Origin of the sequence: Thiothrix sp. (genome assembly GCF_028714775.1) — a bacterium.
GTDB lineage: Bacteria > Pseudomonadota > Gammaproteobacteria > Thiotrichales > Thiotrichaceae > Thiothrix.
In genome coordinates this window covers 18075-39255 of record NZ_JAQTLS010000029.1, presented here as the reverse complement: position 1 = coordinate 39255, position 21181 = coordinate 18075, and the positions used below count along the sequence as shown (strand labels likewise).

Below are 21181 nucleotides of genomic sequence, written 5' to 3'. Positions count from 1 at the left end.
ATCCTACGATATAGACAGGTGAACTGATGAACGCCTTTTATCCCCTTGACGCAACGCGCATGATTAAACCCTGGTGCTGGTTGGTCTATAATGCCCTGCTACCGGAGGGCTGGGATCGCAACGAATATGGGGCGCTGGTAGAGCCGGGGGGAACGGTCAAGGCATACTACTCCCGCAGCCGCAGCCGGGGCGTGGATTTTGACGAGCTTGCCGAGCGCCATATCATCCCGCCGCCAGGCAATAAGGGTGAGAATGGCTGCTGGCATGGCGCGCTGGATATTCGTTACAAGGATAATACCGAGCGCCACGAGGTTGTGAGCTGCCTTGACGGGGAGATAACCTATGTCGGCGAACCAGCGCCACCGGGGGGCTGCATGGTGATTCGCAGCATGATTGGCGAGCTGCCGGTGTGGATACTTTACCAGCATATTGACCCCGCCCAGCGCTTCGGTGAATCAGTAACAGCGGGGGAGCGCATAGGCTGGACTGATGGGGCGGCGATGCACCTACATTCAGAGGTCTATTCCACCGGCGTTCTGTGGTCGCGCAAGTGGTTTAAGCGACCGGACGCGCTGGCATATTACTTCAAGTATAGTCCCGCCAGCGAACCCCGCGCCCAGTGGCTAAATGGCACAGTGCTGATTAAGGCGGGGATAAAGCACCCCCGGGAGATGTATTGCTACAATCTGCTGGCATTGCTTGACGATCTGAATAAGAACTGTGATATAATCTGATTAGTGTGCTTGTGTTTCATGCTACTTTCCTTTTGGGCGCTCCCCCGTAATCCTGCGGGGGAGTTTTCTATCGTAGGATGCCCTGTGTCATTTCAGGCTATATCCCTACGGCTAACGGGACGGCGCTTGTCTGACGGGCTGTAGTAAAGCGTGGCGACCTGTGGCGGGGGTATCAGGGAAAAAATCAGAACATCGGTTCCTGGGTTGCCGCCACCCTGCGGCGTGCCATTTCGCAGTATTGCTCGGAAATCTCAATGCCGATGTAGTGCCGTTTCAGACGCTTTGCTGCTACGCAGGTTGTGCCACTGCCGCAGAAGGGGTCAAGGATTAGGTCGCCATCAGCAGAATAATGATTAATAATCCATTCCATAACTGCTATCGGCTTTTGTGTTGGGTGAACCCTATCAAGGCTTGAGGTTTCAGATGCCCGCAAAGCCCCCATCCATAAGTGATGATAGACTTTGGCGTGATTTCCTATGCTGGAATAAGCAACCTCACAATCCGAAAAGTTATCATCCCATCCATTCTTTACTTTTTTATCCCAAACGATTATGCCAGCACATTTTCCTAAAATATCGGCAAGGTGATTAAATCCAAAAACAATCTGATTTTTAGATATGCGCTGCATCTCATTCCATTGCTCTTGTGTTAATCCAACATCATCCCAATCAACAGGAATATATTGTTTTGGCGCGACAATTCCGCTACCCCCTATCCTTCCGCTGCCCCCTATTCCTATCCCATACGGCGGGTCGGTAACAATCAAATCCACGCTCTTATCGGGGAATGACTGCATGACCTCAAGGCAATCACCTAATATGATTTCGTCAAGGGGTAGCTTATCCACTACCCCGGCCTCCCAAGCAGCAGCACCACATCGCCTTCGGGGGTGATGCGGAGGTCAGATAAGTTTGGCACTGCGAATTTCTTGCCACCAATTTCCATGATAGCGGCAGGACTTTTCCAAAACCGCCACTTCTCCTCCTCCGTCAATTCCCGCAATTCACTTGCCATCTCTCTTACCTCCGTTAGTGTTTGCCCAAATGGTGCAGCAGGGCGGGGGGATAGGCGCGGTCAGATTCACCATAGCCAGCCTTGCCCCAAAAGGGAACTGCCGCCGCGTCTGCGTCCCATAACAAAGCCCTTAACACGGCTTCCTCTATGGTTCGCTTGCTTTTACCCGTTTCCTCTCCCGCCACTACCCAATGCAATTTCTCTATATTGCGGGGTCTCTTGATTTCCTCCAGCAATGGTTCGCACATAACCCACGGGTGCGCGGGGTTCGCTGCCAGCAGTTGCGGCACTCGCTCATCCCAGCGCGCCTGATTCTCGGCGGTTACGCCTAGCCATATGTTAGGTGAATCAAGCAATGCCGAATAGTCTTTTAGCCGCCAAGCTCTTTTCGTTAGAATGAGATAGATATTATCTCCCGCCAATGTCATGGCGATAAAAGCATCCATTATCTGTTCATCCGTAACGCATTCGTGAAACAGGTCATTCCAAATGCTGATGATGCGCGGCTTGCCCTTGCCAAAGCGTGCCAACTGCTTTTCATCAAAGCGGGGTTCAAAGCCCTTGCCGGTGCGCTTGCTCATAGATTCACTCCAACAATGGTCGCACCCTTCGCTAACCTTCGTGCATCCCGGCACTAGCATAATGCCTTCATCCCAATACTTTCCCTCGTTCATCGCTTCTCCTCTGCTATGCGGGCTGGGCAATTGGCGGGTGATATTGCTGTCAAATTACCATCAACCCAATCAAAATGATAGTGACATTCTGGATACCAAACATTGTCCTTATCTCTATTGGGATGTTTAGGATGATGGCATACCGAATCTTCTCCCTCACATCCCTCTCTTCCAAATGCGGGGCATTTATGGGCATTATCAAACTCCACCCGTTCCCCGTCAATCTCAATGTAGCGTTTCATATCTCCTCCTGTTATCCTGCGTTCCCTGCGGTCGCAGAGGCGGGGGTTAACGCCCCGCCCATACATTCAATTCACGAAACTTGGCGATTACATCATCGGCACCGCTTGCAATACAATTCCAATAGCCAGTGTTTTCAGGGATTAAGCGACAAGTTTCACTATATTCTGCTGGACATGGATAATAATCACTTGGTCTTTGCTCCCAATGATATAGCGATATATCTAATTCGCTATCATAAGTGATTTGATATTCACCTTTGGGTAAACTCCCAACTGAATCCATTATGTCGTTATAGCTAAATAGCTTGGGGGATGTCTTTTCCATCTCCAGTCGTTCTTCTTCCGATTTGAGGAAATGTAATTTTCTGCCACATTTCGGACAATACTTGAGTTCTAGCCACAATTCCTTTGTAAGTGGAATTTGGGCTATATAAATAGAACCACACATTTGTCTAATCATTTCCTCTATGATGGTTGAACCTTTGCAGATACACATATCGTTACTACATTCTACGATTTTAGCTCCCATTAAAATCTCACCTCCCCGCCAACCTTGCCCTCAACCTGATTGTTGCTGAACTCCACGCCGCCCTTGACCGCCAGCCAGCCGAATATATCCTTGCCCGCTATGATGGCATGTGTTCCATTCGTGCCATAGAGATACTCGGCACTCCATTTTAGTTGCGGCTTGGGCTTAACCGCCACCGCTTGCTTGACCGTAAAGCTGATCCCCGGTTCGTCAGTCAGCACCTTAACATCGCCATTTGCCATCTGTTGCCATATTACTGCGATGTCCCAGGGGTTGTGATAGATTTCCCCTGCGCTGGTGAACCAGCCACCGCCCCGTGAGGTGAAGTCAAAGGTTCTTACGGGATTTTCTTTATTGCCATGAAGAGTAGGATTATCCATATTGCTATCGTTACTCCCAAGTTGCAAGCCGTCATAACCATTGTTGTTTCTACCATTGCTTCCATGTGTCCTCTCCTTCGCCTGCTCATGCGTTGCGGGCATTGTTATGGTTAGGTCAATCTGCGCCACTACCCCGGCGGGCACTTTGGATGCTGCTACTATGGCGGGGATGACCGTTACCCCGTGCCACTCGCCATCGGTGATAGGCGTTACCTGCATGGGCGGGAATAGCACATCGTGGAACCAGAATGTGCCGATAGCACAACCGATAAGCAGGCACACCAGGATCGTGCCGATATACCATAGAATCGGCTTGATATTGTATTCAACTGCTTTTATGAGTTCCCTCATCTCTCCCTTTCTGCGCTGGGCGCGGGGGTGGTTAGTCTGGCAATACTCCCTTTAATCTTTTGGCAATTTCGGGAGTTAATACGATCTGGATTTCATTGCCATTAATAAATCCTCTGTCTCCCTCTCCCCTTTGCCAGAACACAATAACGCAGTCACCGCGTTGGATTTCTTTGGTATAAACATCTGCTATATCCCAAAATCGTGATACTGCCATACTATCACTCTCCTATTCGGCGGGCGGCACCGGCGTGGTTAATGCCTAGCAATTCTTCTATCCTGTTGCGTGCTTGGGGATGCAACTGCAACTTATCCTTGTTGGTTTTATACCATTTGACTGTATCTGGTGTCCCTTGTGCCTTGCCAGCACCACGCCAGTCGGCTACCATTTCTCTAATGACCATTTCTGGTATCTTAAGGGCATGGCAACCTTCACCATCAAGCGGGATAATCCAATATTGCCAGTGATGGTTATTGCGCTTTTGGTGATAAAACCATGCTCGGTCAAAGTTGCCATCCCCCGTTTCGTATGGTTTATAGTATCCTGTTGCATTTCTGCCCCGCTTGATAGTTCCCTTGAAATAGCGCGCGTAAGGGATAAACTCGCTGGGCAAGAATTTGGAAAAGTCATGCGTGACACCACGCCACCATATTCCCAATTTGCAACACTCAAGGAATACAAACCATTTGTGTTTCAATACATACCATAAATACTTTAAATATTTCATCCCCGCCCCTCCATCAGCATCGCTAGGATTAGTGGTCGCATGGGGTGTCCTCCGTATATTCGGTAGCGTTAGATGCCATATCATAGTAAGCACTGTATAAATCCATGCTTTCAATGATATTAATACATTCAGTTATATCTTCTATTATGATGTGCTTATCCTTGTGTTGTAAACGCATGTTTGATAATTTATCATAGAGATTATTAAGCCTTGTCGTATCAGGCATTGCCTTTATTGCCATCTCATTACTCCCCTTGTTCCTGTGTTAGTTCGGCTCGGCGGGATGCGCCATCACGATAACCTCGCTCGTATGCATTGACTAGCCTAATACCCAGCCCATCAGGATAGAACATCACTCGTTGCTCCCACGCATCTTCGTAACCACAACGCCACCAGAATTGGGATTGCACGGTGTATCCTTTTGCTCCCTCAACGGGATATAAATTACTTCCAGCGTGCTCACATCCGCACAACCCACACCCCACTATCAGCACCGCAGCCAGCAAGAGGCGGGTCATGGCGTGACCTCTGGTTTATTCATGCTTAACCCCTCCGTTCCTTCGCCAACCCAATCGCAATCTTCTTTTTGCTTGCAGTCGCAACAATCCTCTGGCTTGCATGATGTTTTGTAGGCAGGTTCGCAGTTACATTCGTTAATATCTTCTTCGCAACCCATAAGGTGATTCATCATGCACATACATTCGCCATCCATATCCACCAATCCACCATAACCATGATTGGTAAGATATTCGCTGATGGCTGTTTTCACAAGCTCCTTGTTCTTATCCACCTTAAACCTCCTCAAGTGTGAATTCGTTCAGTTTGCCCTTACCTTTGCAGCGCGGGCAGATTAATGGAATATCCTCTTGTTCAAAGTGGGCTGTCCGTAGAGTAGCCCCACCTTTGCCATGACAGTCCGGGCAATCCACCTTGCGAATAGCCGTCAGGGGGATGAATATGCCCTCGGTGGTTTTATATTGCTTGGGTGGTTCACGGTCATAGTAACCACCATGCCGTCCCTCTATTTTCCACAACTTAACTGTTGCCATCGGATTCCTCCTTTGGGGGCGGTGAGATGGTCAAGGTGGCGGTGCAGGGTTCGCTATTCCTGATGTCTGTTATTATCGTGCAACCCATTTGCAGGCTTAAACCAGGGCAAGCGGGAACGCCATGATTAATTTCGTCAGGTGTGCCCGGTGCATCAGTTGAGATTATATTATTTCCAAACCATGTCTTAACCTTTTCACACCACCACAACTTAACTGCCATCGGATTCTCCTTTGGGGGTGATGAGATGGTCAAGGTGGATAGCAAGGGCGATGGCACTTGATACATTTTCTTCCATTTCCCGCAACCCTTGAGCAAAGACTTCCCGCATAGCTATCTCCATGTGTTGTTTTTCAAGATAATCCCATACGCTCTGAATGTAACTGATAGCCTCATTGTAGCGTTTCTCCCACAAATCAACCTCACCCTGCTTGGCTTGGAGTTGTTTGTGCATACTCATTGGCGGGAGCTCCAACTCCTTGACCCTTTGCTCCAGCTTCTCCTTGTCCACCTGGGCGGCTTGGGCGGCGCGGAGGGTGCTGTCAACCCTATTTCTAACAACCATGATGGCGGCTATTGGAATCAATCCAGTTGTATGCTCTAGCCATTCATCAATCTTTGCCAATGACTGCTGCAAATAAGCCCGTTCCAACTCACTCTCTCCTTGTGCTACCCGTGATTCGTAGGTGTCAGGCATGGCTGAACCTCCTCTTATGCTAAAGTTGTGCTCTGGTGGATTAGGAACTACACAGTTAAGTTTTGCCCGGCTTATAAATTGCCAGCTCCTCTTTTATCTCTGCATAGGCATCCAGCCCCAAGTCTGGGCTAACCGCACAATCGCCGTAACTCTTGGCGTTCCCTTCGCAGTCCTCCCACTCCCCCTCACTCGGATAATGCCCGCGTAACCGCGTTGCCGCCGGGATCAACTCCCAATGATATTGCTGCATCTGATACCACCAGATCACATCAGCCCGCCAATTCTGCATAGCCAACCAACGGGGCGCGGACTCTATGGGCAGCAGAGGGGCGGTTGGCAACCATATCACTATCAACGCGCATATCAGGATAAAGCCGATAATGAGGGCGGGGCGCATGGCTAGTCGCTCCTCGTTTTAAGCCACTCTTTAGCGAATTCCGTAATGGCTTCTTCGGGGGTATCGCCAAATCCGCAAACGCCCTCTTGTATATTGCTACCCGCTAAAACGCTCCATTGGTTGCCGTCAAGTTCTAAAGACAATTCAAGGGGCTTTTGCTTCGGGATTACACTATCTCTCGTGAACTGGGCGGTTTCCTTGATTAACAATGCCGCTTCTTTTAGCGCAGTCATAGCATCGTGGAAATCACTCAACCCCCATGTTAAGGCATCCCGTTCAAACGGTGTTAGTTCTATCATATCTCCATCCTTGCGATAATGTTTATCGGGTCAAGCTCCCAATAGTAGTATCCTATCAAGAGCGCGGTTACACACAGGAATACGAATAACGCCACCACCAACAGGTCATGCCACATCTCATTGCCGCAGCGGGGGCATATCAGCAGTGCAAGCAGCTTGGCAATGGCTATCAGCATAAGCGCGGCGGTGATGGTTAGCAGGAGGGGCATGGTTTAACCCTCCATTCATAGATTTTAGTGGTGTAATTTTTGCAGTAAGTGCATCGTATTGTGGCATAACGCTCGTAGGTTTCGGGGCGGAATATAATTTCAGTGCTACCGCAAATTGGGCACATATACCCATCAACAGGCGTGCCGTTGCGGGTGTTACCCTGCCGGTAGCACTTGGTTGCCCACCGATATAGCCATTCGCCTAACTTGCGAAATATCATCTCTACTCCTCCCCTGCTTTGTTATAGGCGCGTTCTATTTCGTCAATTACTTCTATCACAGCGTCGACTTGTATTTTGCCAGCCATTCCCTGAACGCCTTATCTCTTTTCCGAGAGGCGAGGAGTTCGGTGTTTAAGCTATCAAACTTGACTTGGAGGTCGTTAAGCTCCCATCTCATATCAAGGTAAAGTTGATATTGCTCTGGTTTGGTCATCGCCGAAAATTCGTTTCCTGTTACCAATTTGCTCATTACTCCTCCTCTTTGTTTAGGTCAAACACGCTATCCCCTCGTGCATCGCCAGCGCAGGTGTGCCGGTCAACGCAGGTCTTACATTTCTCCAGCTTGCCGTAGTGCTTGGCGGGGATGCAGTCGGTTGGGTGGGTCATAGCTGCACCGGCGGATACTTGGGGTTGGGGTTGCTTGCAGCCCCGTTACTCTGGCTCTGCCCGGTGCCCAGCACCTTATCAAGCCATCCCTTCGGCAACTCGGTGAGGCGTTGGGTATCATCATCCCAATACATGATCCGCTTGCCCAGGGTTGCCGCTAATCCGAGTTCCGGCAGCATATTGCCCCCGGGTTCCGTTAGCCCCGGCAGCGCGACAGTGGTGCAGCTATACAGCCAATTCAGGCATAGCGCCAGGAAGGTGTTCTCCGGTAGCACGCCGTATGCGCCGCCCCACATTGTGTGCGGGCAAAAGACATTATATCCCTGCCGCAACAGCGCGCACATAAGCGCATGGGCGCGGCGGATATTCAGGGTGATATTCTCCACTGTGGGGTTGCCGCCCTTCAGCGGGGCGCAAACATAAATACGCTCCGAGCTATTCATTTTGCCTTCTTCTCCTTATCCCAATAGGGACTCTTGCATTTGGGGCACATTCTGATTTCTTCTTGTGTGGGAAACCACTTGTGCCCACAGTGTTTACACTCTAGTTTAATCAGTTTGATTTTCATACCTATTAGTTTACCTCAAGGTAAATGGTTTGTCAAGCAAAATCTTTGGGTCAAAAACCATAAGGTTTGAATCCCGCATTAAACCTCTTATCTGATTCAGCCTGGGCGTCTCTCGCCCACTTAATACCAGCGTCCCTTCCCCCGCCCCTATGATTCATCGGCGGGTTGGGGCAATCAAACCTATCCATCTCATACACCCAACCCATGCGGGTAAGGGTGCAGGTTACATTCACCTCACCCGCCGCATGATCCTGCCCGCAAAATTCGCAGCGGATTATGGGTTGCGGATTGACCGCGGTGTAGTGATCGCCGATTTTAGCCATTATCTGTCTTCGCAACCCTCTCTATAATCGTGTGCATACCGTCCTCGGTTAGCTTGATTGCCTCTATTAAGCTGGCAACCTTGTGTTTCAGTTCCCAGGGGTGCGTGAATTGCCCGTAGATAGACTTATCCGCTGGTGGGTTAAAGCAGGCATAGCCGCCGCGCCCGAATAATTCACAGCGCGTCTCGGCTGTATTGACCGCCATGATGCCCGTAACCCCGTGCTGCTTGGGGCGGCTGGCATCGGTGACCCCGAATAGCAGGCACACCGTCCAATCCTTTTCATCCAGCAGATAGGGGGCGTGGGCTATGCCACCGCGCCTGGCAGTGTCGGCATTGACCCCGTGCTTTGCCGCCCACTCGTCAATCTCCGGCGTGAACTGCCGCGCCATTGCCGCAAGCTCGTCAAGTCCGGCGGGGTGGTGGTTCACAGGGTTTCCTTTGGGTATGTGGTTAAGAACTCTGTTAGGGTCTTTTGTGAACATATCCACCTGGCATCTTTCCGCATCGCATTAACCTTGACTTTAAGCATGACATTATCCTCTGCCAGGTTATCGCGCTCACCCTTCATCTCATAATAGGCATCACTCATTTCGCCGTTAATGCACACAGCAATACCTCCTCTAGTGTTTTCCCTTCAGTGAATTCCTCTGCATACTCGGCGACCGGCGATCCCAGCCATATCCGTTCCACCGTGGCGCCGCAAGTCAGGCATACATAATACTTGGCAGTCCATTCATCCCCGGCGGTGCTAAAGTTGCCGCTTGATTCGCTGATGAATGTCCACTCGCCGCCACAAGTGGGGCAGTGGGGGGTTGCTAAAACATTGGTTCTTGACATTGCTCTACTCTCCTTCTCGCTATCTCTACATACTTGGGTTCTAACTCTATTCCTATCCAATGACGTTTCAACCTCTTGGCTGCTACACAGGTTGTGCCACTGCCACAGGCATTATCCAGCACCAAATCACCTTCATTGGAATAGGTGAGGATTAGGTATTCACACAAGGCAACGGGTTTTTGGGTGGGGTGATAACCTTTTTCACCATCAATACTAATGATGGTTTTAGGATATCTATAATTACTTCTATCACCCATCTTTTTTATTTTACTACCATATATCCCAGGTGGTATTATTCCATCTTTGTGTTTTTTACCATTTCTATATCCATTATAGTTCTTCATAACCATGATTGGATTATAGATAGGTTGTGATGTATAAAAAATACATATATTTTCATGCTGTTTTAGTGGTTGTCTTTTAGAGTTTAAAAATCCCGTAGGAGTGTATTTATCCCATATCCATTCATACTTAAACCACTTGCGGTTGCTATTGATTAAATCCGTAGTAAATGGTTGCGAACCCCATAACACAATCGCAGCATTATCTTTTATAATCCGTTTATACTGTTCCCATAATGGCTCAAAGGGAATCACGGTATCCCATGAACACGCCGTAGTGCCATAAGGCAAGTCGCACAGAATCAAATCCACGCTCTTATCGGGGAATGACTGCATTATTGATAGGCAATCGCCCTGCATTATCGTGTCTAGTTCCATTTGCCCCTTGCCATTGTGATGGTGAATCCAACTCCTCAAGGGGCATACTACATCCCAAACTCTCGGCACTATTGCCGTCGTGCACGGCGGAATTGCCGTAATTGTGGCATCATTGCCACAAAACTGTTAAGCAAAGCCTCCATCGTCAATCTCATCATCCGGTGGTTGCGGCACTACCGCCGGGGGCAGTTGATAAGGGCGGCGTTCCCCCGCCAACATGCTGACGCGTGGCGGTGTCCAGCGCCCCTTGTTTGCCATGATGTCATAAGCCGCCGCCGCTACCAGCGCATACTCCTCTTTGCTTAAGTTGCGGATAATCTCCGGGTTGATACCGGCAACCATCTGACTTACATTGGTGCCGAAATCCTCTATGCGGGCGGTGAACTTATACAGAAACATGGCAAAATTCACACCCTTTTTACGCATGGACTTCGTGAAATCCCACCAGATAGTGCTACTGAAGAAGCTGGCAACCAGTATAATCTGCTTCTTTTCATCCAGGTTGCCGTCATCGCCCACCCCTATCATCAAAAAGCGGGGCTTGGTTTTGCAGAACTTCTTCCCCTTTTCATCGCTGCGATTGGCGGCGCACTGTGAACACGCCTCGCACAGCGGGTTCCAGCCATCAAAGGGACCCGGCGGCACATCATAGCTTGCGGTGATTCCATCCTCACTCCAGCATGAGGGGCGGTCGGCGCCATCAAACCAGCAACTGCGCGCATTGGGTAAAGCGCAAGGCACGGCACCAATTAGGCAATCGGCGGACTCTATGATTTTGCCGACTGTGGTTACATCGCCGCCCTCACCGCGATAATACTCACCCGGCACATGCAGGTTCTGCTTGGGGTTGGCGGGATCGGGGATTGCTTTTTGCAATATCTTCCACCAATCGCTGCCCTCCACCCCACTGCCCATGCCGGTTAATCTGTCTATCACCTTCGTATGCTCGGAATCCAACCCTTCCCTTAATTCCACCGCACCACCCTGGGCGATGAATGAATCAAGGTCAAACTCCCCTACTGCCTCCACTGCTACCGGGGGCTTGCTTTCTGATGTGGGAAACATCGCTGTATCTTCGGTTCCCTCTGCATCCTTCGTTCCTCTTGCCATCTCTGTATCTCCTTGTTATGTCTAGCGCACCATTGCGCTGGTTATTGCTGTGCCTATCGTTATCGGCGTTTCAAGTAATCGCCGCAACATCTCGTTCAGCCTATCCATCTCCGCCAGGGCGGCGTCCACCTCTGCCATGTCGTAACGGGAGCCGGACTTATTGACGGTTGCCACGCGGTATAAGGCGCCGCGTGCATCAATAGCGCGCTGCTCCACCTTTTGACCGGCGCTCTGATAACCACGCCCCGTCTTAATCTCCAGCTCCAGCGTTACCGCTCCCTGCCCCCATACCGTAAAATCCGCCCGCCCCGCCACTACTGACAGGTTGCGGCGCTGGCGATAGCCTAACTTCTCAATGTGGTGCTTAACCGACTTGCAGGCATCAGCGTGCTGCTTGGCGTTTGATTTTTTATCATAATACCTGCCAAGCGCCTCTTCTAAATTATCGGTCATACCGGCTCCTTGAATAGTGGTTTTTGCTTATCGGCGGGGCAGGTCTCAAGTTCACCGATGCCCAGCTCCAGACTGCGAATCAGGGGGTGCTTACATATCACCTTGCTATGCTCCTTATTCGCCGCCCAATAGATGCAGGGCACGCCACGAAAGCCGCAGATGGGGGTGATTTCCCGCTGACGCTCCGCCGCTGCCCTGTTCTCGGCAATGCGGCGGTGGTGAGGGGAGTTGTGGTGGAACTTCACCCTCAATCATCTCCCCTCTGAAAATTATCAAGGTCGCCGCGGATCTGGTCGCTTGCCTTGCACGCGGCGAGGTATTGGTCGCGGTAGATACGCTTGCCCGTCTTGCCGTAGAAATACAGGGCGGTCGCTTTGGTGGACTCGGCATGGCGGAGGCTGGATTGCAGGTTGCGCAGTGCCCCCTGCGCCAGCCGGTCGGAAAATAAGTGGGTTTGGGATGCTGTGATCATTTTCATATCCTTTCAAAATGTGTTTATGATTAATCATATATCAGTTGTTTGGGGGATTTTGTGATGTAGGTCACAAAACCGCAAATTTATTTTTGCCCGCAGTATCCCCGGAGCTTTGCCGCCCAGTCGCCATAGCCTTCCCGCTCCCAGTAGTCCGCCAACGCCCCCCTATCCCAGCGATGCTCACGATGCACAAGGTCAGGGCTGGGCGGTGGCAGCCTGCCATCCTTCATCATCCGCCGCACGGTGCGACTATCGCAGCCCAGAAACACACAAAGCTCGGATATGGTTATCATGGTTTTCTCCACCACGCCAGCCGAGTATGCGGGATTTGCATGGCGCCAGCAAATAGCCCGTTGACCACGCGGCATACTGTGTCAAGGTAAGGTTCGCCATAATCATGCCACACTATTACACCACCACTGCGCACACATTCCACCGCCACCAGGCTATCATTTAGCACCTGCGCCAGCGAATGACCGCCGTCCACAAACACCAGGTCAAACTTACCAAGCCATCCGAATAACTCCAGCTTGGCTTGATTAAGCAATCCACTGTCATGATAGAATCGCTTGGCATTGGACGCCACTATCACATCTCTTTGCTTGCCTATATCGTAATAGGGGCGTTCACACGGTATATCCGGCAATTCGGGAAACAACCCTGGCGGCAAGTCCACTGTCGCTACCTGCACCGCCGGAAAGTTCTGCGCTATTGCCTGCGCGGTATGCCCCCGGAATGTCCCAATCTCCAGCACTTCGGTTGCCTTTAGGTTATCCACCAGATTTAAGAGCGCAACCTGCTCCTCCTCGGTAGTGCCGCCCACCTCATTGCAAAGGCATAGGTTATATTTCATACTGACCTCCAAATCAAGGCAGTCCCCCGCCAACTGGGTATCTCATACCACTCGGGTTTAACTGCATGGATGAACGATTCAACCGCCTTGCGCACACCTGGCACATCCTTATGGTTCATATCATCCACCACTATTACGCCGCCGGGCGCAGTATGAACCCATGCCCATGCTAAATCATCCAGCGTCCCCTCATAACTATGATCCCCATCCACGCTGCATATCCATGCCTCAAACTCCAGCTTGTGCGGACGCTTGTGCATGTGTGGGTATCCCGTACCGGGATAGTTTGCCCGCATCCATCGCTGCCAATGCCGCACGCTGCCCGTTATATACTGCTCATTGTCAATCGCCAATGCCGTGATAGGCACCGGCTTGCCCTGTGCCAGCCGCGCCTCTGATGCCGCCGCAACCATTGTGCCGATACTGTATCCGTAACGCACGCCAATCTCTATGATTGGACAGGTTGGATGCTCCTGCGCCATCAATGCCGCCAGCGCTGCATACCAGCGATAGGTGTTGCCATTGACGATAAAGTCCTTGCCTTCATCCCGGGGGTGAATAAGCTCCTTGATATACCCCAAATCATGCGGGTATGCCTGCGCCAAATCAATCACATCTTGTCTATTAATCACTGTATATCACCTTTTCCCAGCGCTCATACAACCGCGCAGTATCTATTCGTTCCCACACATACCTATCATTTCCATGTGCGGTTGCCACCGATTGACCGCCATAGTGCATGACCGCCATATTAGCAGCGCTCCAAACCTCATAACCAAGTTCCCGCATGGCATAGCTTATATCCCGGTCGCCACAATATATGCGGTATCCATCATCATAGTAAAATCCCCGCTGCGCCTTGACCGCCTTCAATGCCTTCACATTCAATAGAACCGCGCTATGTGTTACCCAGGGCTGCGGTTTGCTTTCAAGGCATTCATCATAACCAACCGCCCCACTTAATACCAAGCCATGCGTCTCTATGGTCTGACCATCGCGGCTACCACTCCATTGCACGCGCAGGATGCCATTTGAATCATAATTATACAGCGCGGCATGGATAGCGCCGACATGCGGCAAACTATTGGCAATCCCTTCCAGCACTTTATATTGGGTCAATTCGGTATCGCTGCCCAGCAAAAATATCCACCCCAAATCAGGATATTTACCCAACGCATATTCAACCGCACCATTCCATGCGCCGTGTATCCCGCGATGCTCGGCTGTAACAACCTCAAGTTGCGGCATCTTTTTAACCATGCCGGATAATGTGCGACCTACCATCGTTTCATCCGGGCTGCCATCATCCCAAACCAATACCGGCAAGTCCGGTTCATACTTGGCAATGCTTTTAAGGCACATCTGCGTTAATACCGGCTGCCCATAAACGGGCACTACACATAGGATTTTCACGCCAACCCCCTTGCTTTCTCTATAACCTTCGTTGCCATACCAGCGAACCCCTGCGCATATCCCAGCTTATCCGGGCATAGGCAAGGCATGGATAAATGCTCCATGTCGGGACCAAAGCAGGGATGGATTGAACACACGCCCTCAATATGACGGATACGCGCCGGGCGTCCGTGCCATTGCTTTCCGTCAGTGGGGCAAAATAAACCGATGGATTGAATGTCCAGCAACCTTGCTGCATGTAAAGCCGCGCTATCAGGAGCGATAATCAGATCAGCGCAAGCAAGCAAGCATAGCCAATCAGTAACGCCGCCCAATGACCTGCTGCTGGATACCTGCACCCCTGCCGCTTTCATGGCATCAACGGTATCTTTAGGCAGTCGTTGGTATCTCCCGACAAGCTCCTCACTTAAAGTCAGCATTACATGGTAATCTTTAGCCAGCCCTATGCACATGGCGGCTATCTCCGTTGGCGGGGGCGTTTTGCTTATGGTGCTGCCGCCCGCTTGAATTACGCATAGCGGTTTATAATCATCCCACAGCGTCTTTAGCTTGTCACGGTGTGTCTGGATTTTCTCGGCGGGCAATGTTAGCACCACATTATCCAGCAACGACAGGGGCAGGGGCAACCACGTTACACGCGCCCATATATCCACGCCAGCCAACCGCACATCACCCAACCAATGAATATCCCTCTCGCATTCATCCCATACCAGCACTGCATCATACCTCTCAAGCTCCTTCAGTAGCATGGGAACCGCGTGCCGCGCTACCAGGTGCGGCATATATTCCAGCACATCAGCATAACCAGCATCACAGGCAATCCCCACCTCATGCCCGGCATTGGTTAAGTGCGCCGCCAGTTCCGCCATCATCAACACATCGCCCAGCCCACCGTAGCGCAGGATAAGAACCCGCTTGTGCATTTGCCCCAGCCGCGTCACCACCCTGTCGCAGAGCTTGGGCAAAAGCCCCGCCGGGCGCAGGCAATGCCGATAAAGCAGCACACCCCGTTCATCAATCACCGCGTGCTTGGCTTGCAATGTGGCGGGCACAAGTCCGGCATCCATGATGAACTTGTCCCCTTTCTGCAGGTGAATCTGGCGCTTTCCTTCGCCGATAAAACACTCCGATTCAGCCTCCACCACCGCATATTTCTTTATTCCCTCAATCATGTGAAACCTCCTTGCCTTCATACTAATATATTGACACGGCTTGTCAAGTAAAAATTTAGCTTGACAAGTAAAATCGGCTATGGCTATAATAAGGGCAGGAGGTTGAACATGAGTAACTATGTTGATGTTGTAAAGTTGGCTGCTATGGTCAACATTGAACGTGACCATATGAGTAATGCCCTGCGCGGCAAGGCATTCCTACCCAAAACCTGCGCCACTACGGTTGACCATGAACTATTCGGTGATGATCCCAACTTCGCTGGCCGGTGGACAAAGCGGGTGCGGCTGACTTATGATCCGGTGCGCCAGCAGGAGTTCATTAAAGTCGGGTTAACGGCTGATGTGCTACAAAAGGAGTGGCATCTTACCACCCAGCTTTACGCGTGGCAAAAGATTGTTGGCAATAGCTGGATTGATGGGGTGCGCTGGAAGACCCTCACCGAATTGATTAGCGGCAATGACGCATGGAGCAAGCTATTCAAGCTGCTCAAAGTTGCTGATGAGCAATTCCAGTTGGTCAAGCCAGCGGTGGATATTAAGCCGCGCACCCCTGACCCACTACCCCCCAAAGAACATCAGGCGCCGGGCAGGAAGGTTAAGCGTAATGCCGCCGAGTAAACAGCAGGAGCCGATTCAGTGGACGGAGCGCGAGGCATTATTGGTTGCCACTGCCGCTGAACTGGCACGCCAGGCTATGCAGCCTCCCCTGGACGCATTGGGGGGGATAGTGGAGGGCATCGGCAGGAATGTCATATCTATTAGTAATGACATTAAGCTCGGCGATTTACGGATTGCCGCCGCTGCCTGCAATGAGAATGACCGGCGATGGCGCAAACGCACCATGCTATCCAATGGGCTGGGATTCGCCGCTGGACTGCTATTCGGAGCGCTGCTTGCATTGAAGTTACTCGGGATATTTTAGGGGCAACCCTAAAATTCCCCTTGACTTCTTTATATTATTGATTAATGATGATTGATATATCAATCATCATTAGAAAGGATGCACTATGGGCATGGCGGTTTATGCAGGAGACGTTATCAAACCCCCTGATTGCTGGGATATTTACGATATTGCAAAACACTTCAGCGTCAGCATCAGCACGGTGAGGCGCTGGATTAGTAATGGCAGGTTAAAGCCAATCAAGCGGCATGGCAGCAAGGATAGGCTATTATTCAAGATTGATTATGTGCGGGCATACACCCCGCCACCCGACAAGCGATTCAAAAAATAGGGGGGGCGGCATGACCACTCGTTACGAGGGTTATCGTGACGCCGATGGACGCACCCTATTTGTCAAGGTGCGCAAAGAGGCAAGCGAAACTGGCACCGGCAAAAAAGCGTTTTACCCGGTGGATGCCGAGACAGGTAAACCACTCAAGTCATTGCTGGCTGAATGGAAAACAACGCCATATAATCTGCCCGGCATCCTTGCCGCTATTGACGATGGCAAATGGATAATAGTGGTGGAGGGCGAGAATAAGGCAGAGGCGTTAATCAAGATTGGATTAACTGCAACCTGTTTATACCAGGGGGCGGCAAGCAAGCCCGGTCATTTTTTAGACTACGCCATACCTGGTTCCCACTGGCTTATTATCCCCGATTGCGATACACCCGGGCGCAAGTATGCTCGGCAAGTCGGCGATGCCATAGCGGGGGCGCTGGGTGATATTGGTGAGTGTATCTTGTGGGATATCAACCCCAAGCGATCCGACAAATACGACATATATGATTGGATACAGGATAAAGAAAAGGATGGTTACTACGGGGAAGAACTTGCCAATGAAGTATTACAGCAAGCGATAGATAATGGCAAGCAGTGGGCAGCGCCAAAACCCGAATCAACTATTAAGGTATCTGATTTTGCTCCCGCTACATCTGTTGCCGATCAAAACATCCCGGAACACATCAAACTCGTGATTGACCATGCCACCCACAACGGCATATTCCACAATGGATTTTTGGATGCTCTTATGCGTAAAGCCAATGGCAAGGTATCCCGCTTATCAGAGCGCGACCTTAATACCATCTGGCATACCCTGCCATTCACCGATGAATCATTAAAGCGCGCCAAAGCATCCAAAGACTATTTCATCAGCATACTTGAATCGGAATTCTGCCCATCCACCAACCCTGTGAATGACTGGCTATTAGGGTTAAGCTGGGATGGTGGTGACCATATAGCCGAACTCGCCACCAAATTACACACCAAACATTCACCGGCATTAGTGCCCAGTATCCTGCGCCACTGGCTTGCGGCATCCATCGCCTCCATTACATCAGAGTTCATTCCCCAGGGGATGCTCATATTGACCGGCGCCCAGGGCATCGGCAAATCAACATTCCTCCGCCATCTATGTCCGCCGCAACTCCACGACTATTACAGCGAAACATTGCCCGACTTACACAACAAAGATAGTTTTGAGGCGCTATCTGATAACTTTATCATCAACGTTTCCGAACTGGCATCATTCCAGCGCGCTGACTATAATACCCTCAAGGGTTATCTCACGCTATCCAAAGTCAAATACCGCAAGGCATACGGGCACTATCCTATTAGCCGCCCCCGCCGGGCATCATTCTGCGGTGACACCAATGATGATCGGTTTCTATCTGACCCTACCGGCAACCGCCGATTTTGGGTGATTAAGTTGGAACCCGACAATCCACTTGACGACCCTATAGATGAACTGCCCCCTTATTGCGGTGACCAGGTGTGGGCACAAGCGTTAGCCCAAAAGGATGATATACTCGCTGATAATCGTGGGTTCATTTATGAAATGCTTGAACACAGCGAACAATTCTACCAGGAGCCGGACATACTATCGGCTTTTCTTGACCTCTTTGATAAACCAGAGGGGTTCGCCAGCGAGATTGGAATTGAATACCTGTCCGCTACCGAGATACTTGCCGAGTTGCACCAAGTTAATCCCAGCATCAAGGGGAGCGCCATTTCACTCGGCAAAGAACTGGCACGGCTCGGATATGATAAGGCTCCACCTACCCGCAAAAACGGGGAAATCAAGCGGGAATGGACGGTTAAGAGATTACCGAAGAAAGATGTAAATGCAAGGGGAGATGGGTAATTTGCGTAAGTCATTGATAAATAACAATGTAACAGATGAAGGGGTTGGAAAATTCATCTGTAACAATCTGTTACGCCGTAAGTCATTGATAAATAACAATCTTGTTACTGTTACAGGTGTTACAGATGGTTTTCACTTTTCTCCGTTATTTAGGGGTGTCCCTAGACCCCATTTTTATCATCACATAACTACTGATCTGTTACATCTGTTACTTGTAACAATAGGTAGGATTATCAATAACTTACGGTGTTACAGATTTGTTACACTTGATTTTGTCAAGCATCTATCTGTAACAAATGGGGTGGTGGAATCATGGCAAATGTAGAGCTGAAGCGCATCGCTGCTAAATTACACAGTGAACTTACCGCTGCCGGGATTAAGGTGATTGGGGTTTACCAGCTCCGTGATTTTGGGGAAATCCCGGAAACCGAGGCGGGCAAAATCATCCAGCTTTGGGTTAAGGCGGGGTGGAAGCGGTCGCCGGATGATCAGGCGAAGTTGGTTGTTCCGTCTATTACTACCAAGCGCCGCGCTACTACCGGCACACCGGAACGATGGGAGCGCCTGGTGCGCACCGCTGCTTGTATTGCGCTGGAGCATTACAATAGTGGGGATTGGGATAAGGATGAAACCAGTATTATCACCGCCGCCATTAAAGCCTGCCCGATGGTTCCTATGGAGGAGGCGCAGATTGCCGCCTTTGTGGATAGGGCGCGGGAGATGTGGCTGAAGAAAGCGCAGAGTATCCTGGAATCGCGTGGCTTGGCACCTGATATAATCAAACCAATAATGGAGGAGTTGCGCCGTGTTAGTGCGGACATCACGGAAATCAGTTAAGAGTATCGCTGGCGAGACATGGCGGGAGCGTAACCGCATGACATTATCCCGTCAAGCCTATGTGCTAAATGACTTTTGGCATCAGATATTGACCTGTGATAAGCCAGCTATTATTATCACCGCCCCCCGTGATGTGGGTAAAACGGCGGCGGCGGTGCAGTTGCTTAACCCGGAGAATCCATTCTCGTGGGCAAAGCCAGATGTAATCGGCGCCTGGTGTTCCATTGAATATAAGCACATCAAGGAATCATTTGTGCCAGAGGCAAAACGCCGCATCCCTGGTTTGCGCCATGTCAAGGATGATGCGGCTGTTTATATTCCCGGTGGTGGCACATTGTGGACATTCACTTGCCGGGACACGGAGGGCGTGGATCGTATCCGGGGTATTAAGGAACCGGAGTATTGGATATTTGAAGAGTGCTGCTTTTATCACCCCGACTTCTTCCCTATTTGCGAATACAACTTTCGCCCGGGTGTGCGGCGATTATACATTACGTCAAAGAAGGCAGGCACATTCATCCATGAACTTGTATTAAAGGGTGCCCCCGCCGATCCCGACTACTTTGCGGTGTTTGATTATCCAATGGACGAGCAGGGTTATCCCATCAAGCCCGCGCACCTTACGCAACAACAGTGGATGGAGAAGGTGCTGCGTGCCGAGCGCACTACTCCGCGACTGGTGTTTGAACGGGAATGCTTGAATCGTTGGGGCTTGCCGAGCGGCGGGGTATTCCTGGGCACAGAGATGGCGTTCAATCTTGGCGCCAAGTTGGGCGTGTTAAGCGAAGGCGTACCGGTAGCATTTGGGTTGGACTTGGGGCAAACGGTGGACTATACCGCGTTGGTTGCCTGCACCCGTGATGGCGCAATGTTTCCCATGCTACATACGCAGGGGATAAGCTGGGACATGGTTGCTGAAAAGGTCAAGCCAATATGGGAGAAATACGGCGGCGGGTTGCCGATATGGGTTGATGCAACGGGCTATGGTTCGCCGGTGATAGAGATACTTTGCAAGCATGGGATACGATGCTACGGCGTGACTATGGGGGCGCTGCCATATAAGGATGCGCCCCTAAATTGGAAGGAACAACTGGTGCTGGATTTCGGCGTGGCATTGGAGCGTAATGAGGTGGCGATAGCGCATAGCGAACTGGGCGAGAAATTGGTGCATGAAATGTATAACTTCCTTTATCACCCATTGCCGAGCGGGAGATATAGATATGAGGCTAATAACGAATGTCACGATGATATGGTAACGGCGGCGATGTTGGCGTGGTCAGCATCGCGGCGGCTTGGGTATGCCAAGCAAGGCAGCCCCCCCCCAACATCAACCCCCACTAAAAAGCGGGATAGCGGAGGACGCGGCAAACAACGATTAAGCAAGCAAATATCATAATCTATATATCCCCATCGCAGCAAATATAGCACT

The 21181-nt window shown here is 50.7% G+C and carries 35 protein-coding genes; 7 read left to right on the top strand and 28 right to left on the bottom strand.

The features are described from left to right. Positions 1-26 precede the first annotated feature (26 nt). The gene (locus tag PHE17_RS19455) at positions 27-734 is read left to right on the top strand and encodes a hypothetical protein (RefSeq protein WP_301017581.1); all 708 of its coding nucleotides are present in this window, start codon (positions 27-29) and stop codon (positions 732-734) included. A gap of 184 nt (positions 735-918) precedes the next feature. Here the strand turns inward: PHE17_RS19455 and PHE17_RS19450 are convergent, their stop codons facing one another. The 28 genes from PHE17_RS19450 to PHE17_RS19315 form a co-directional block, all read right to left on the bottom strand. Further along, positions 919-1581, bottom strand: coding sequence for a site-specific DNA-methyltransferase (locus tag PHE17_RS19450; protein ID WP_301017580.1), 663 nt, complete (start codon positions 1579-1581; stop codon positions 919-921). Continuing rightward, positions 1581-1748, bottom strand: coding sequence for a hypothetical protein (locus PHE17_RS19445; protein WP_301017579.1), 168 nt, complete (start codon positions 1746-1748; stop codon positions 1581-1583). Before PHE17_RS19445 ends, PHE17_RS19450 begins: the two co-directional genes overlap by 1 nt. Positions 1749-1762: 14 nt before the next feature. Continuing rightward, complete coding sequence (locus PHE17_RS19440) at positions 1763-2389, bottom strand: DUF5131 family protein (RefSeq protein ID WP_301017582.1); 627 nt, start codon at positions 2387-2389, stop codon at positions 1763-1765. Positions 2390-2418: 29 nt separating this feature from the next. Beyond that, entirely contained in the window at positions 2419-2664 is a 246-nt protein-coding gene (locus tag PHE17_RS19435) for a hypothetical protein (RefSeq protein WP_301017578.1), read from the bottom strand. 46 nt (positions 2665-2710) lie between these two features. Then, a complete protein-coding gene (locus tag PHE17_RS19430) occupies positions 2711-3193 on the bottom strand; it encodes a hypothetical protein (protein ID WP_301017577.1) in 483 nt (160 codons plus the stop codon). Continuing rightward, on the bottom strand, positions 3193-3924 hold the full coding sequence (locus PHE17_RS19425) for a hypothetical protein (protein WP_301017576.1): 732 nt from the start codon (positions 3922-3924) through the stop codon (positions 3193-3195). The genes PHE17_RS19430 and PHE17_RS19425 overlap by 1 nt, the downstream gene beginning before the upstream one ends. Positions 3925-3955: 31 nt before the next feature. Beyond that, positions 3956-4138, bottom strand: coding sequence for a hypothetical protein (locus PHE17_RS19420; RefSeq protein WP_301017575.1), 183 nt, complete (start codon positions 4136-4138; stop codon positions 3956-3958). Positions 4139-4142: 4 nt separating this feature from the next. Then, the gene (locus tag PHE17_RS19415) at positions 4143-4649 is read right to left on the bottom strand and encodes a DUF5662 family protein (protein WP_301017574.1); all 507 of its coding nucleotides are present in this window, start codon (positions 4647-4649) and stop codon (positions 4143-4145) included. Positions 4650-5163: 514 nt separating this feature from the next. After that, positions 5164-5439: a hypothetical protein gene (locus PHE17_RS19410; RefSeq protein WP_301017573.1), complete on the bottom strand. Its 276-nt coding sequence runs from the start codon at positions 5437-5439 to the stop codon at positions 5164-5166. A gap of 1 nt (position 5440) precedes the next feature. Beyond that, positions 5441-5698: a hypothetical protein gene (locus PHE17_RS19405; protein WP_301017572.1), complete on the bottom strand. Its 258-nt coding sequence runs from the start codon at positions 5696-5698 to the stop codon at positions 5441-5443. Positions 5699-5907: 209 nt separating this feature from the next. After that, positions 5908-6393, bottom strand: coding sequence for a hypothetical protein (locus tag PHE17_RS19400; protein ID WP_301017571.1), 486 nt, complete (start codon positions 6391-6393; stop codon positions 5908-5910). A gap of 55 nt (positions 6394-6448) precedes the next feature. Continuing rightward, positions 6449-6790 carry a hypothetical protein gene (locus tag PHE17_RS19395; protein ID WP_301017570.1) on the bottom strand — a complete coding sequence of 114 codons (342 nt, stop codon included), beginning with the start codon at positions 6788-6790 and terminating at the stop codon, positions 6449-6451. A 2-nt stretch (positions 6791-6792) separates the two neighbouring features. Beyond that, a complete protein-coding gene (locus tag PHE17_RS19390) occupies positions 6793-7089 on the bottom strand; it encodes a hypothetical protein (protein WP_301017569.1) in 297 nt (98 codons plus the stop codon). Further along, a complete protein-coding gene (locus tag PHE17_RS19385) occupies positions 7086-7298 on the bottom strand; it encodes a hypothetical protein (RefSeq protein ID WP_301017568.1) in 213 nt (70 codons plus the stop codon). The genes PHE17_RS19390 and PHE17_RS19385 overlap by 4 nt, the downstream gene beginning before the upstream one ends. A 276-nt stretch (positions 7299-7574) precedes the next feature. Next, positions 7575-7769: a hypothetical protein gene (locus tag PHE17_RS19380; RefSeq protein WP_301017567.1), complete on the bottom strand. Its 195-nt coding sequence runs from the start codon at positions 7767-7769 to the stop codon at positions 7575-7577. Next, positions 7769-7906 (bottom strand): hypothetical protein, encoded by a 138-nt coding sequence (locus PHE17_RS19375; protein ID WP_301017566.1) that lies wholly within the window; start codon positions 7904-7906, stop codon positions 7769-7771. Before PHE17_RS19375 ends, PHE17_RS19380 begins: the two co-directional genes overlap by 1 nt. Beyond that, positions 7903-8349, bottom strand: a complete 447-nt coding sequence (locus tag PHE17_RS19370) for a hypothetical protein (RefSeq protein WP_301017565.1) — start codon at positions 8347-8349, stop codon at positions 7903-7905. Before PHE17_RS19370 ends, PHE17_RS19375 begins: the two co-directional genes overlap by 4 nt. Before the next feature lie 440 nt (positions 8350-8789). After that, on the bottom strand, positions 8790-9227 hold the full coding sequence (locus tag PHE17_RS19365) for a hypothetical protein (protein ID WP_301017564.1): 438 nt from the start codon (positions 9225-9227) through the stop codon (positions 8790-8792). Positions 9228-9384: 157 nt separating this feature from the next. Continuing rightward, on the bottom strand, positions 9385-9636 hold the full coding sequence (locus PHE17_RS19360) for a hypothetical protein (protein WP_301017563.1): 252 nt from the start codon (positions 9634-9636) through the stop codon (positions 9385-9387). Further along, the gene (locus PHE17_RS19355) at positions 9615-10355 is read right to left on the bottom strand and encodes a site-specific DNA-methyltransferase (protein ID WP_301017562.1); all 741 of its coding nucleotides are present in this window, start codon (positions 10353-10355) and stop codon (positions 9615-9617) included. Before PHE17_RS19355 ends, PHE17_RS19360 begins: the two co-directional genes overlap by 22 nt. 126 nt (positions 10356-10481) lie before the next feature. Next, on the bottom strand, positions 10482-11465 hold the full coding sequence (locus PHE17_RS19350) for a hypothetical protein (RefSeq protein WP_301017561.1): 984 nt from the start codon (positions 11463-11465) through the stop codon (positions 10482-10484). Positions 11466-11486: 21 nt separating this feature from the next. After that, positions 11487-11918 carry a hypothetical protein gene (locus PHE17_RS19345; RefSeq protein ID WP_301017560.1) on the bottom strand — a complete coding sequence of 144 codons (432 nt, stop codon included), beginning with the start codon at positions 11916-11918 and terminating at the stop codon, positions 11487-11489. A 247-nt stretch (positions 11919-12165) separates the two neighbouring features. Continuing rightward, complete coding sequence (locus PHE17_RS19340) at positions 12166-12390, bottom strand: hypothetical protein (protein ID WP_301017559.1); 225 nt, start codon at positions 12388-12390, stop codon at positions 12166-12168. Between the two features lie 86 nt (positions 12391-12476). Next, positions 12477-12686, bottom strand: coding sequence for a helix-turn-helix domain-containing protein (locus tag PHE17_RS19335; protein WP_301017558.1), 210 nt, complete (start codon positions 12684-12686; stop codon positions 12477-12479). Beyond that, a complete protein-coding gene (locus tag PHE17_RS19330; RefSeq protein ID WP_301017557.1) occupies positions 12683-13246 on the bottom strand; it encodes a class I SAM-dependent methyltransferase in 564 nt (187 codons plus the stop codon). Before PHE17_RS19330 ends, PHE17_RS19335 begins: the two co-directional genes overlap by 4 nt. Beyond that, positions 13243-13878, bottom strand: a complete 636-nt coding sequence (locus PHE17_RS19325; protein ID WP_301017556.1) for a class I SAM-dependent methyltransferase — start codon at positions 13876-13878, stop codon at positions 13243-13245. The genes PHE17_RS19330 and PHE17_RS19325 overlap by 4 nt, the downstream gene beginning before the upstream one ends. After that, positions 13871-14641: a glycosyltransferase gene (locus PHE17_RS19320; RefSeq protein ID WP_301017555.1), complete on the bottom strand. Its 771-nt coding sequence runs from the start codon at positions 14639-14641 to the stop codon at positions 13871-13873. Before PHE17_RS19320 ends, PHE17_RS19325 begins: the two co-directional genes overlap by 8 nt. Before the next feature lie 14 nt (positions 14642-14655). Beyond that, on the bottom strand, positions 14656-15831 hold the full coding sequence (locus PHE17_RS19315; RefSeq protein WP_301017554.1) for a glycosyltransferase family 9 protein: 1176 nt from the start codon (positions 15829-15831) through the stop codon (positions 14656-14658). Between the two features lie 108 nt (positions 15832-15939). Between PHE17_RS19315 and PHE17_RS19310 the strand changes: the two genes are divergently transcribed. From PHE17_RS19310 to PHE17_RS19285, 6 genes are all read left to right on the top strand, one after another. Then, on the top strand, positions 15940-16449 hold the full coding sequence (locus tag PHE17_RS19310) for a hypothetical protein (protein WP_301017553.1): 510 nt from the start codon (positions 15940-15942) through the stop codon (positions 16447-16449). Beyond that, positions 16436-16753: a hypothetical protein gene (locus PHE17_RS19305; RefSeq protein WP_301017552.1), complete on the top strand. Its 318-nt coding sequence runs from the start codon at positions 16436-16438 to the stop codon at positions 16751-16753. Before PHE17_RS19310 ends, PHE17_RS19305 begins: the two co-directional genes overlap by 14 nt. A gap of 85 nt (positions 16754-16838) precedes the next feature. Further along, positions 16839-17063 carry a helix-turn-helix domain-containing protein gene (locus PHE17_RS19300; RefSeq protein ID WP_301017551.1) on the top strand — a complete coding sequence of 75 codons (225 nt, stop codon included), beginning with the start codon at positions 16839-16841 and terminating at the stop codon, positions 17061-17063. A gap of 10 nt (positions 17064-17073) precedes the next feature. Then, positions 17074-18915: a VapE domain-containing protein gene (locus PHE17_RS19295; protein ID WP_301017550.1), complete on the top strand. Its 1842-nt coding sequence runs from the start codon at positions 17074-17076 to the stop codon at positions 18913-18915. A 312-nt stretch (positions 18916-19227) separates the two neighbouring features. After that, positions 19228-19752 (top strand): hypothetical protein, encoded by a 525-nt coding sequence (locus tag PHE17_RS19290; RefSeq protein WP_301017549.1) that lies wholly within the window; start codon positions 19228-19230, stop codon positions 19750-19752. Between the two features lie 37 nt (positions 19753-19789). Beyond that, on the top strand, positions 19790-21148 hold the full coding sequence (locus PHE17_RS19285) for a hypothetical protein (protein ID WP_301017548.1): 1359 nt from the start codon (positions 19790-19792) through the stop codon (positions 21146-21148). The last annotated feature ends 33 nt before the right edge of the window (positions 21149-21181 follow it).

What these genes read in the sequence shown, in the direction of transcription:
- PHE17_RS19455 (WP_301017581.1), top strand. Translation starts at nt 27, where the DNA reads ATGAACGCCTTTTATCCCCTTGACGCAACGCGCATGATTAAACCCTGG.
- PHE17_RS19445 (WP_301017579.1), bottom strand. Translation starts at nt 1,748, where the DNA reads ATGGCAAGTGAATTGCGGGAATTGACGGAGGAGGAGAAGTGGCGGTTT.
- PHE17_RS19440 (WP_301017582.1), bottom strand. Translation starts at nt 2,389, where the DNA reads ATGCTAGTGCCGGGATGCACGAAGGTTAGCGAAGGGTGCGACCATTGT.
- PHE17_RS19435 (WP_301017578.1), bottom strand. Translation starts at nt 2,664, where the DNA reads ATGAAACGCTACATTGAGATTGACGGGGAACGGGTGGAGTTTGATAAT.
- PHE17_RS19430 (WP_301017577.1), bottom strand. Translation starts at nt 3,193, where the DNA reads ATGGGAGCTAAAATCGTAGAATGTAGTAACGATATGTGTATCTGCAAA.
- PHE17_RS19425 (WP_301017576.1), bottom strand. Translation starts at nt 3,924, where the DNA reads ATGAGGGAACTCATAAAAGCAGTTGAATACAATATCAAGCCGATTCTA.
- PHE17_RS19420 (WP_301017575.1), bottom strand. Translation starts at nt 4,138, where the DNA reads ATGGCAGTATCACGATTTTGGGATATAGCAGATGTTTATACCAAAGAA.
- PHE17_RS19415 (WP_301017574.1), bottom strand. Translation starts at nt 4,649, where the DNA reads ATGAAATATTTAAAGTATTTATGGTATGTATTGAAACACAAATGGTTT.
- PHE17_RS19405 (WP_301017572.1), bottom strand. Translation starts at nt 5,698, where the DNA reads ATGGCAACAGTTAAGTTGTGGAAAATAGAGGGACGGCATGGTGGTTAC.
- PHE17_RS19400 (WP_301017571.1), bottom strand. Translation starts at nt 6,393, where the DNA reads ATGCCTGACACCTACGAATCACGGGTAGCACAAGGAGAGAGTGAGTTG.
- PHE17_RS19395 (WP_301017570.1), bottom strand. Translation starts at nt 6,790, where the DNA reads ATGCGCCCCGCCCTCATTATCGGCTTTATCCTGATATGCGCGTTGATA.
- PHE17_RS19390 (WP_301017569.1), bottom strand. Translation starts at nt 7,089, where the DNA reads ATGATAGAACTAACACCGTTTGAACGGGATGCCTTAACATGGGGGTTG.
- PHE17_RS19385 (WP_301017568.1), bottom strand. Translation starts at nt 7,298, where the DNA reads ATGCCCCTCCTGCTAACCATCACCGCCGCGCTTATGCTGATAGCCATT.
- PHE17_RS19380 (WP_301017567.1), bottom strand. Translation starts at nt 7,769, where the DNA reads ATGAGCAAATTGGTAACAGGAAACGAATTTTCGGCGATGACCAAACCA.
- PHE17_RS19375 (WP_301017566.1), bottom strand. Translation starts at nt 7,906, where the DNA reads ATGACCCACCCAACCGACTGCATCCCCGCCAAGCACTACGGCAAGCTG.
- PHE17_RS19370 (WP_301017565.1), bottom strand. Translation starts at nt 8,349, where the DNA reads ATGAATAGCTCGGAGCGTATTTATGTTTGCGCCCCGCTGAAGGGCGGC.
- PHE17_RS19360 (WP_301017563.1), bottom strand. Translation starts at nt 9,636, where the DNA reads ATGTCAAGAACCAATGTTTTAGCAACCCCCCACTGCCCCACTTGTGGC.
- PHE17_RS19355 (WP_301017562.1), bottom strand. Translation starts at nt 10,355, where the DNA reads ATGGAACTAGACACGATAATGCAGGGCGATTGCCTATCAATAATGCAG.
- PHE17_RS19350 (WP_301017561.1), bottom strand. Translation starts at nt 11,465, where the DNA reads ATGGCAAGAGGAACGAAGGATGCAGAGGGAACCGAAGATACAGCGATG.
- PHE17_RS19345 (WP_301017560.1), bottom strand. Translation starts at nt 11,918, where the DNA reads ATGACCGATAATTTAGAAGAGGCGCTTGGCAGGTATTATGATAAAAAA.
- PHE17_RS19340 (WP_301017559.1), bottom strand. Translation starts at nt 12,390, where the DNA reads ATGATCACAGCATCCCAAACCCACTTATTTTCCGACCGGCTGGCGCAG.
- PHE17_RS19335 (WP_301017558.1), bottom strand. Translation starts at nt 12,686, where the DNA reads ATGATAACCATATCCGAGCTTTGTGTGTTTCTGGGCTGCGATAGTCGC.
- PHE17_RS19330 (WP_301017557.1), bottom strand. Translation starts at nt 13,246, where the DNA reads ATGAAATATAACCTATGCCTTTGCAATGAGGTGGGCGGCACTACCGAG.
- PHE17_RS19315 (WP_301017554.1), bottom strand. Translation starts at nt 15,831, where the DNA reads ATGATTGAGGGAATAAAGAAATATGCGGTGGTGGAGGCTGAATCGGAG.
- PHE17_RS19310 (WP_301017553.1), top strand. Translation starts at nt 15,940, where the DNA reads ATGAGTAACTATGTTGATGTTGTAAAGTTGGCTGCTATGGTCAACATT.
- PHE17_RS19305 (WP_301017552.1), top strand. Translation starts at nt 16,436, where the DNA reads ATGCCGCCGAGTAAACAGCAGGAGCCGATTCAGTGGACGGAGCGCGAG.
- PHE17_RS19300 (WP_301017551.1), top strand. Translation starts at nt 16,839, where the DNA reads ATGGGCATGGCGGTTTATGCAGGAGACGTTATCAAACCCCCTGATTGC.
- PHE17_RS19295 (WP_301017550.1), top strand. Translation starts at nt 17,074, where the DNA reads ATGACCACTCGTTACGAGGGTTATCGTGACGCCGATGGACGCACCCTA.
- PHE17_RS19290 (WP_301017549.1), top strand. Translation starts at nt 19,228, where the DNA reads ATGGCAAATGTAGAGCTGAAGCGCATCGCTGCTAAATTACACAGTGAA.
- PHE17_RS19285 (WP_301017548.1), top strand. Translation starts at nt 19,790, where the DNA reads ATGACATTATCCCGTCAAGCCTATGTGCTAAATGACTTTTGGCATCAG.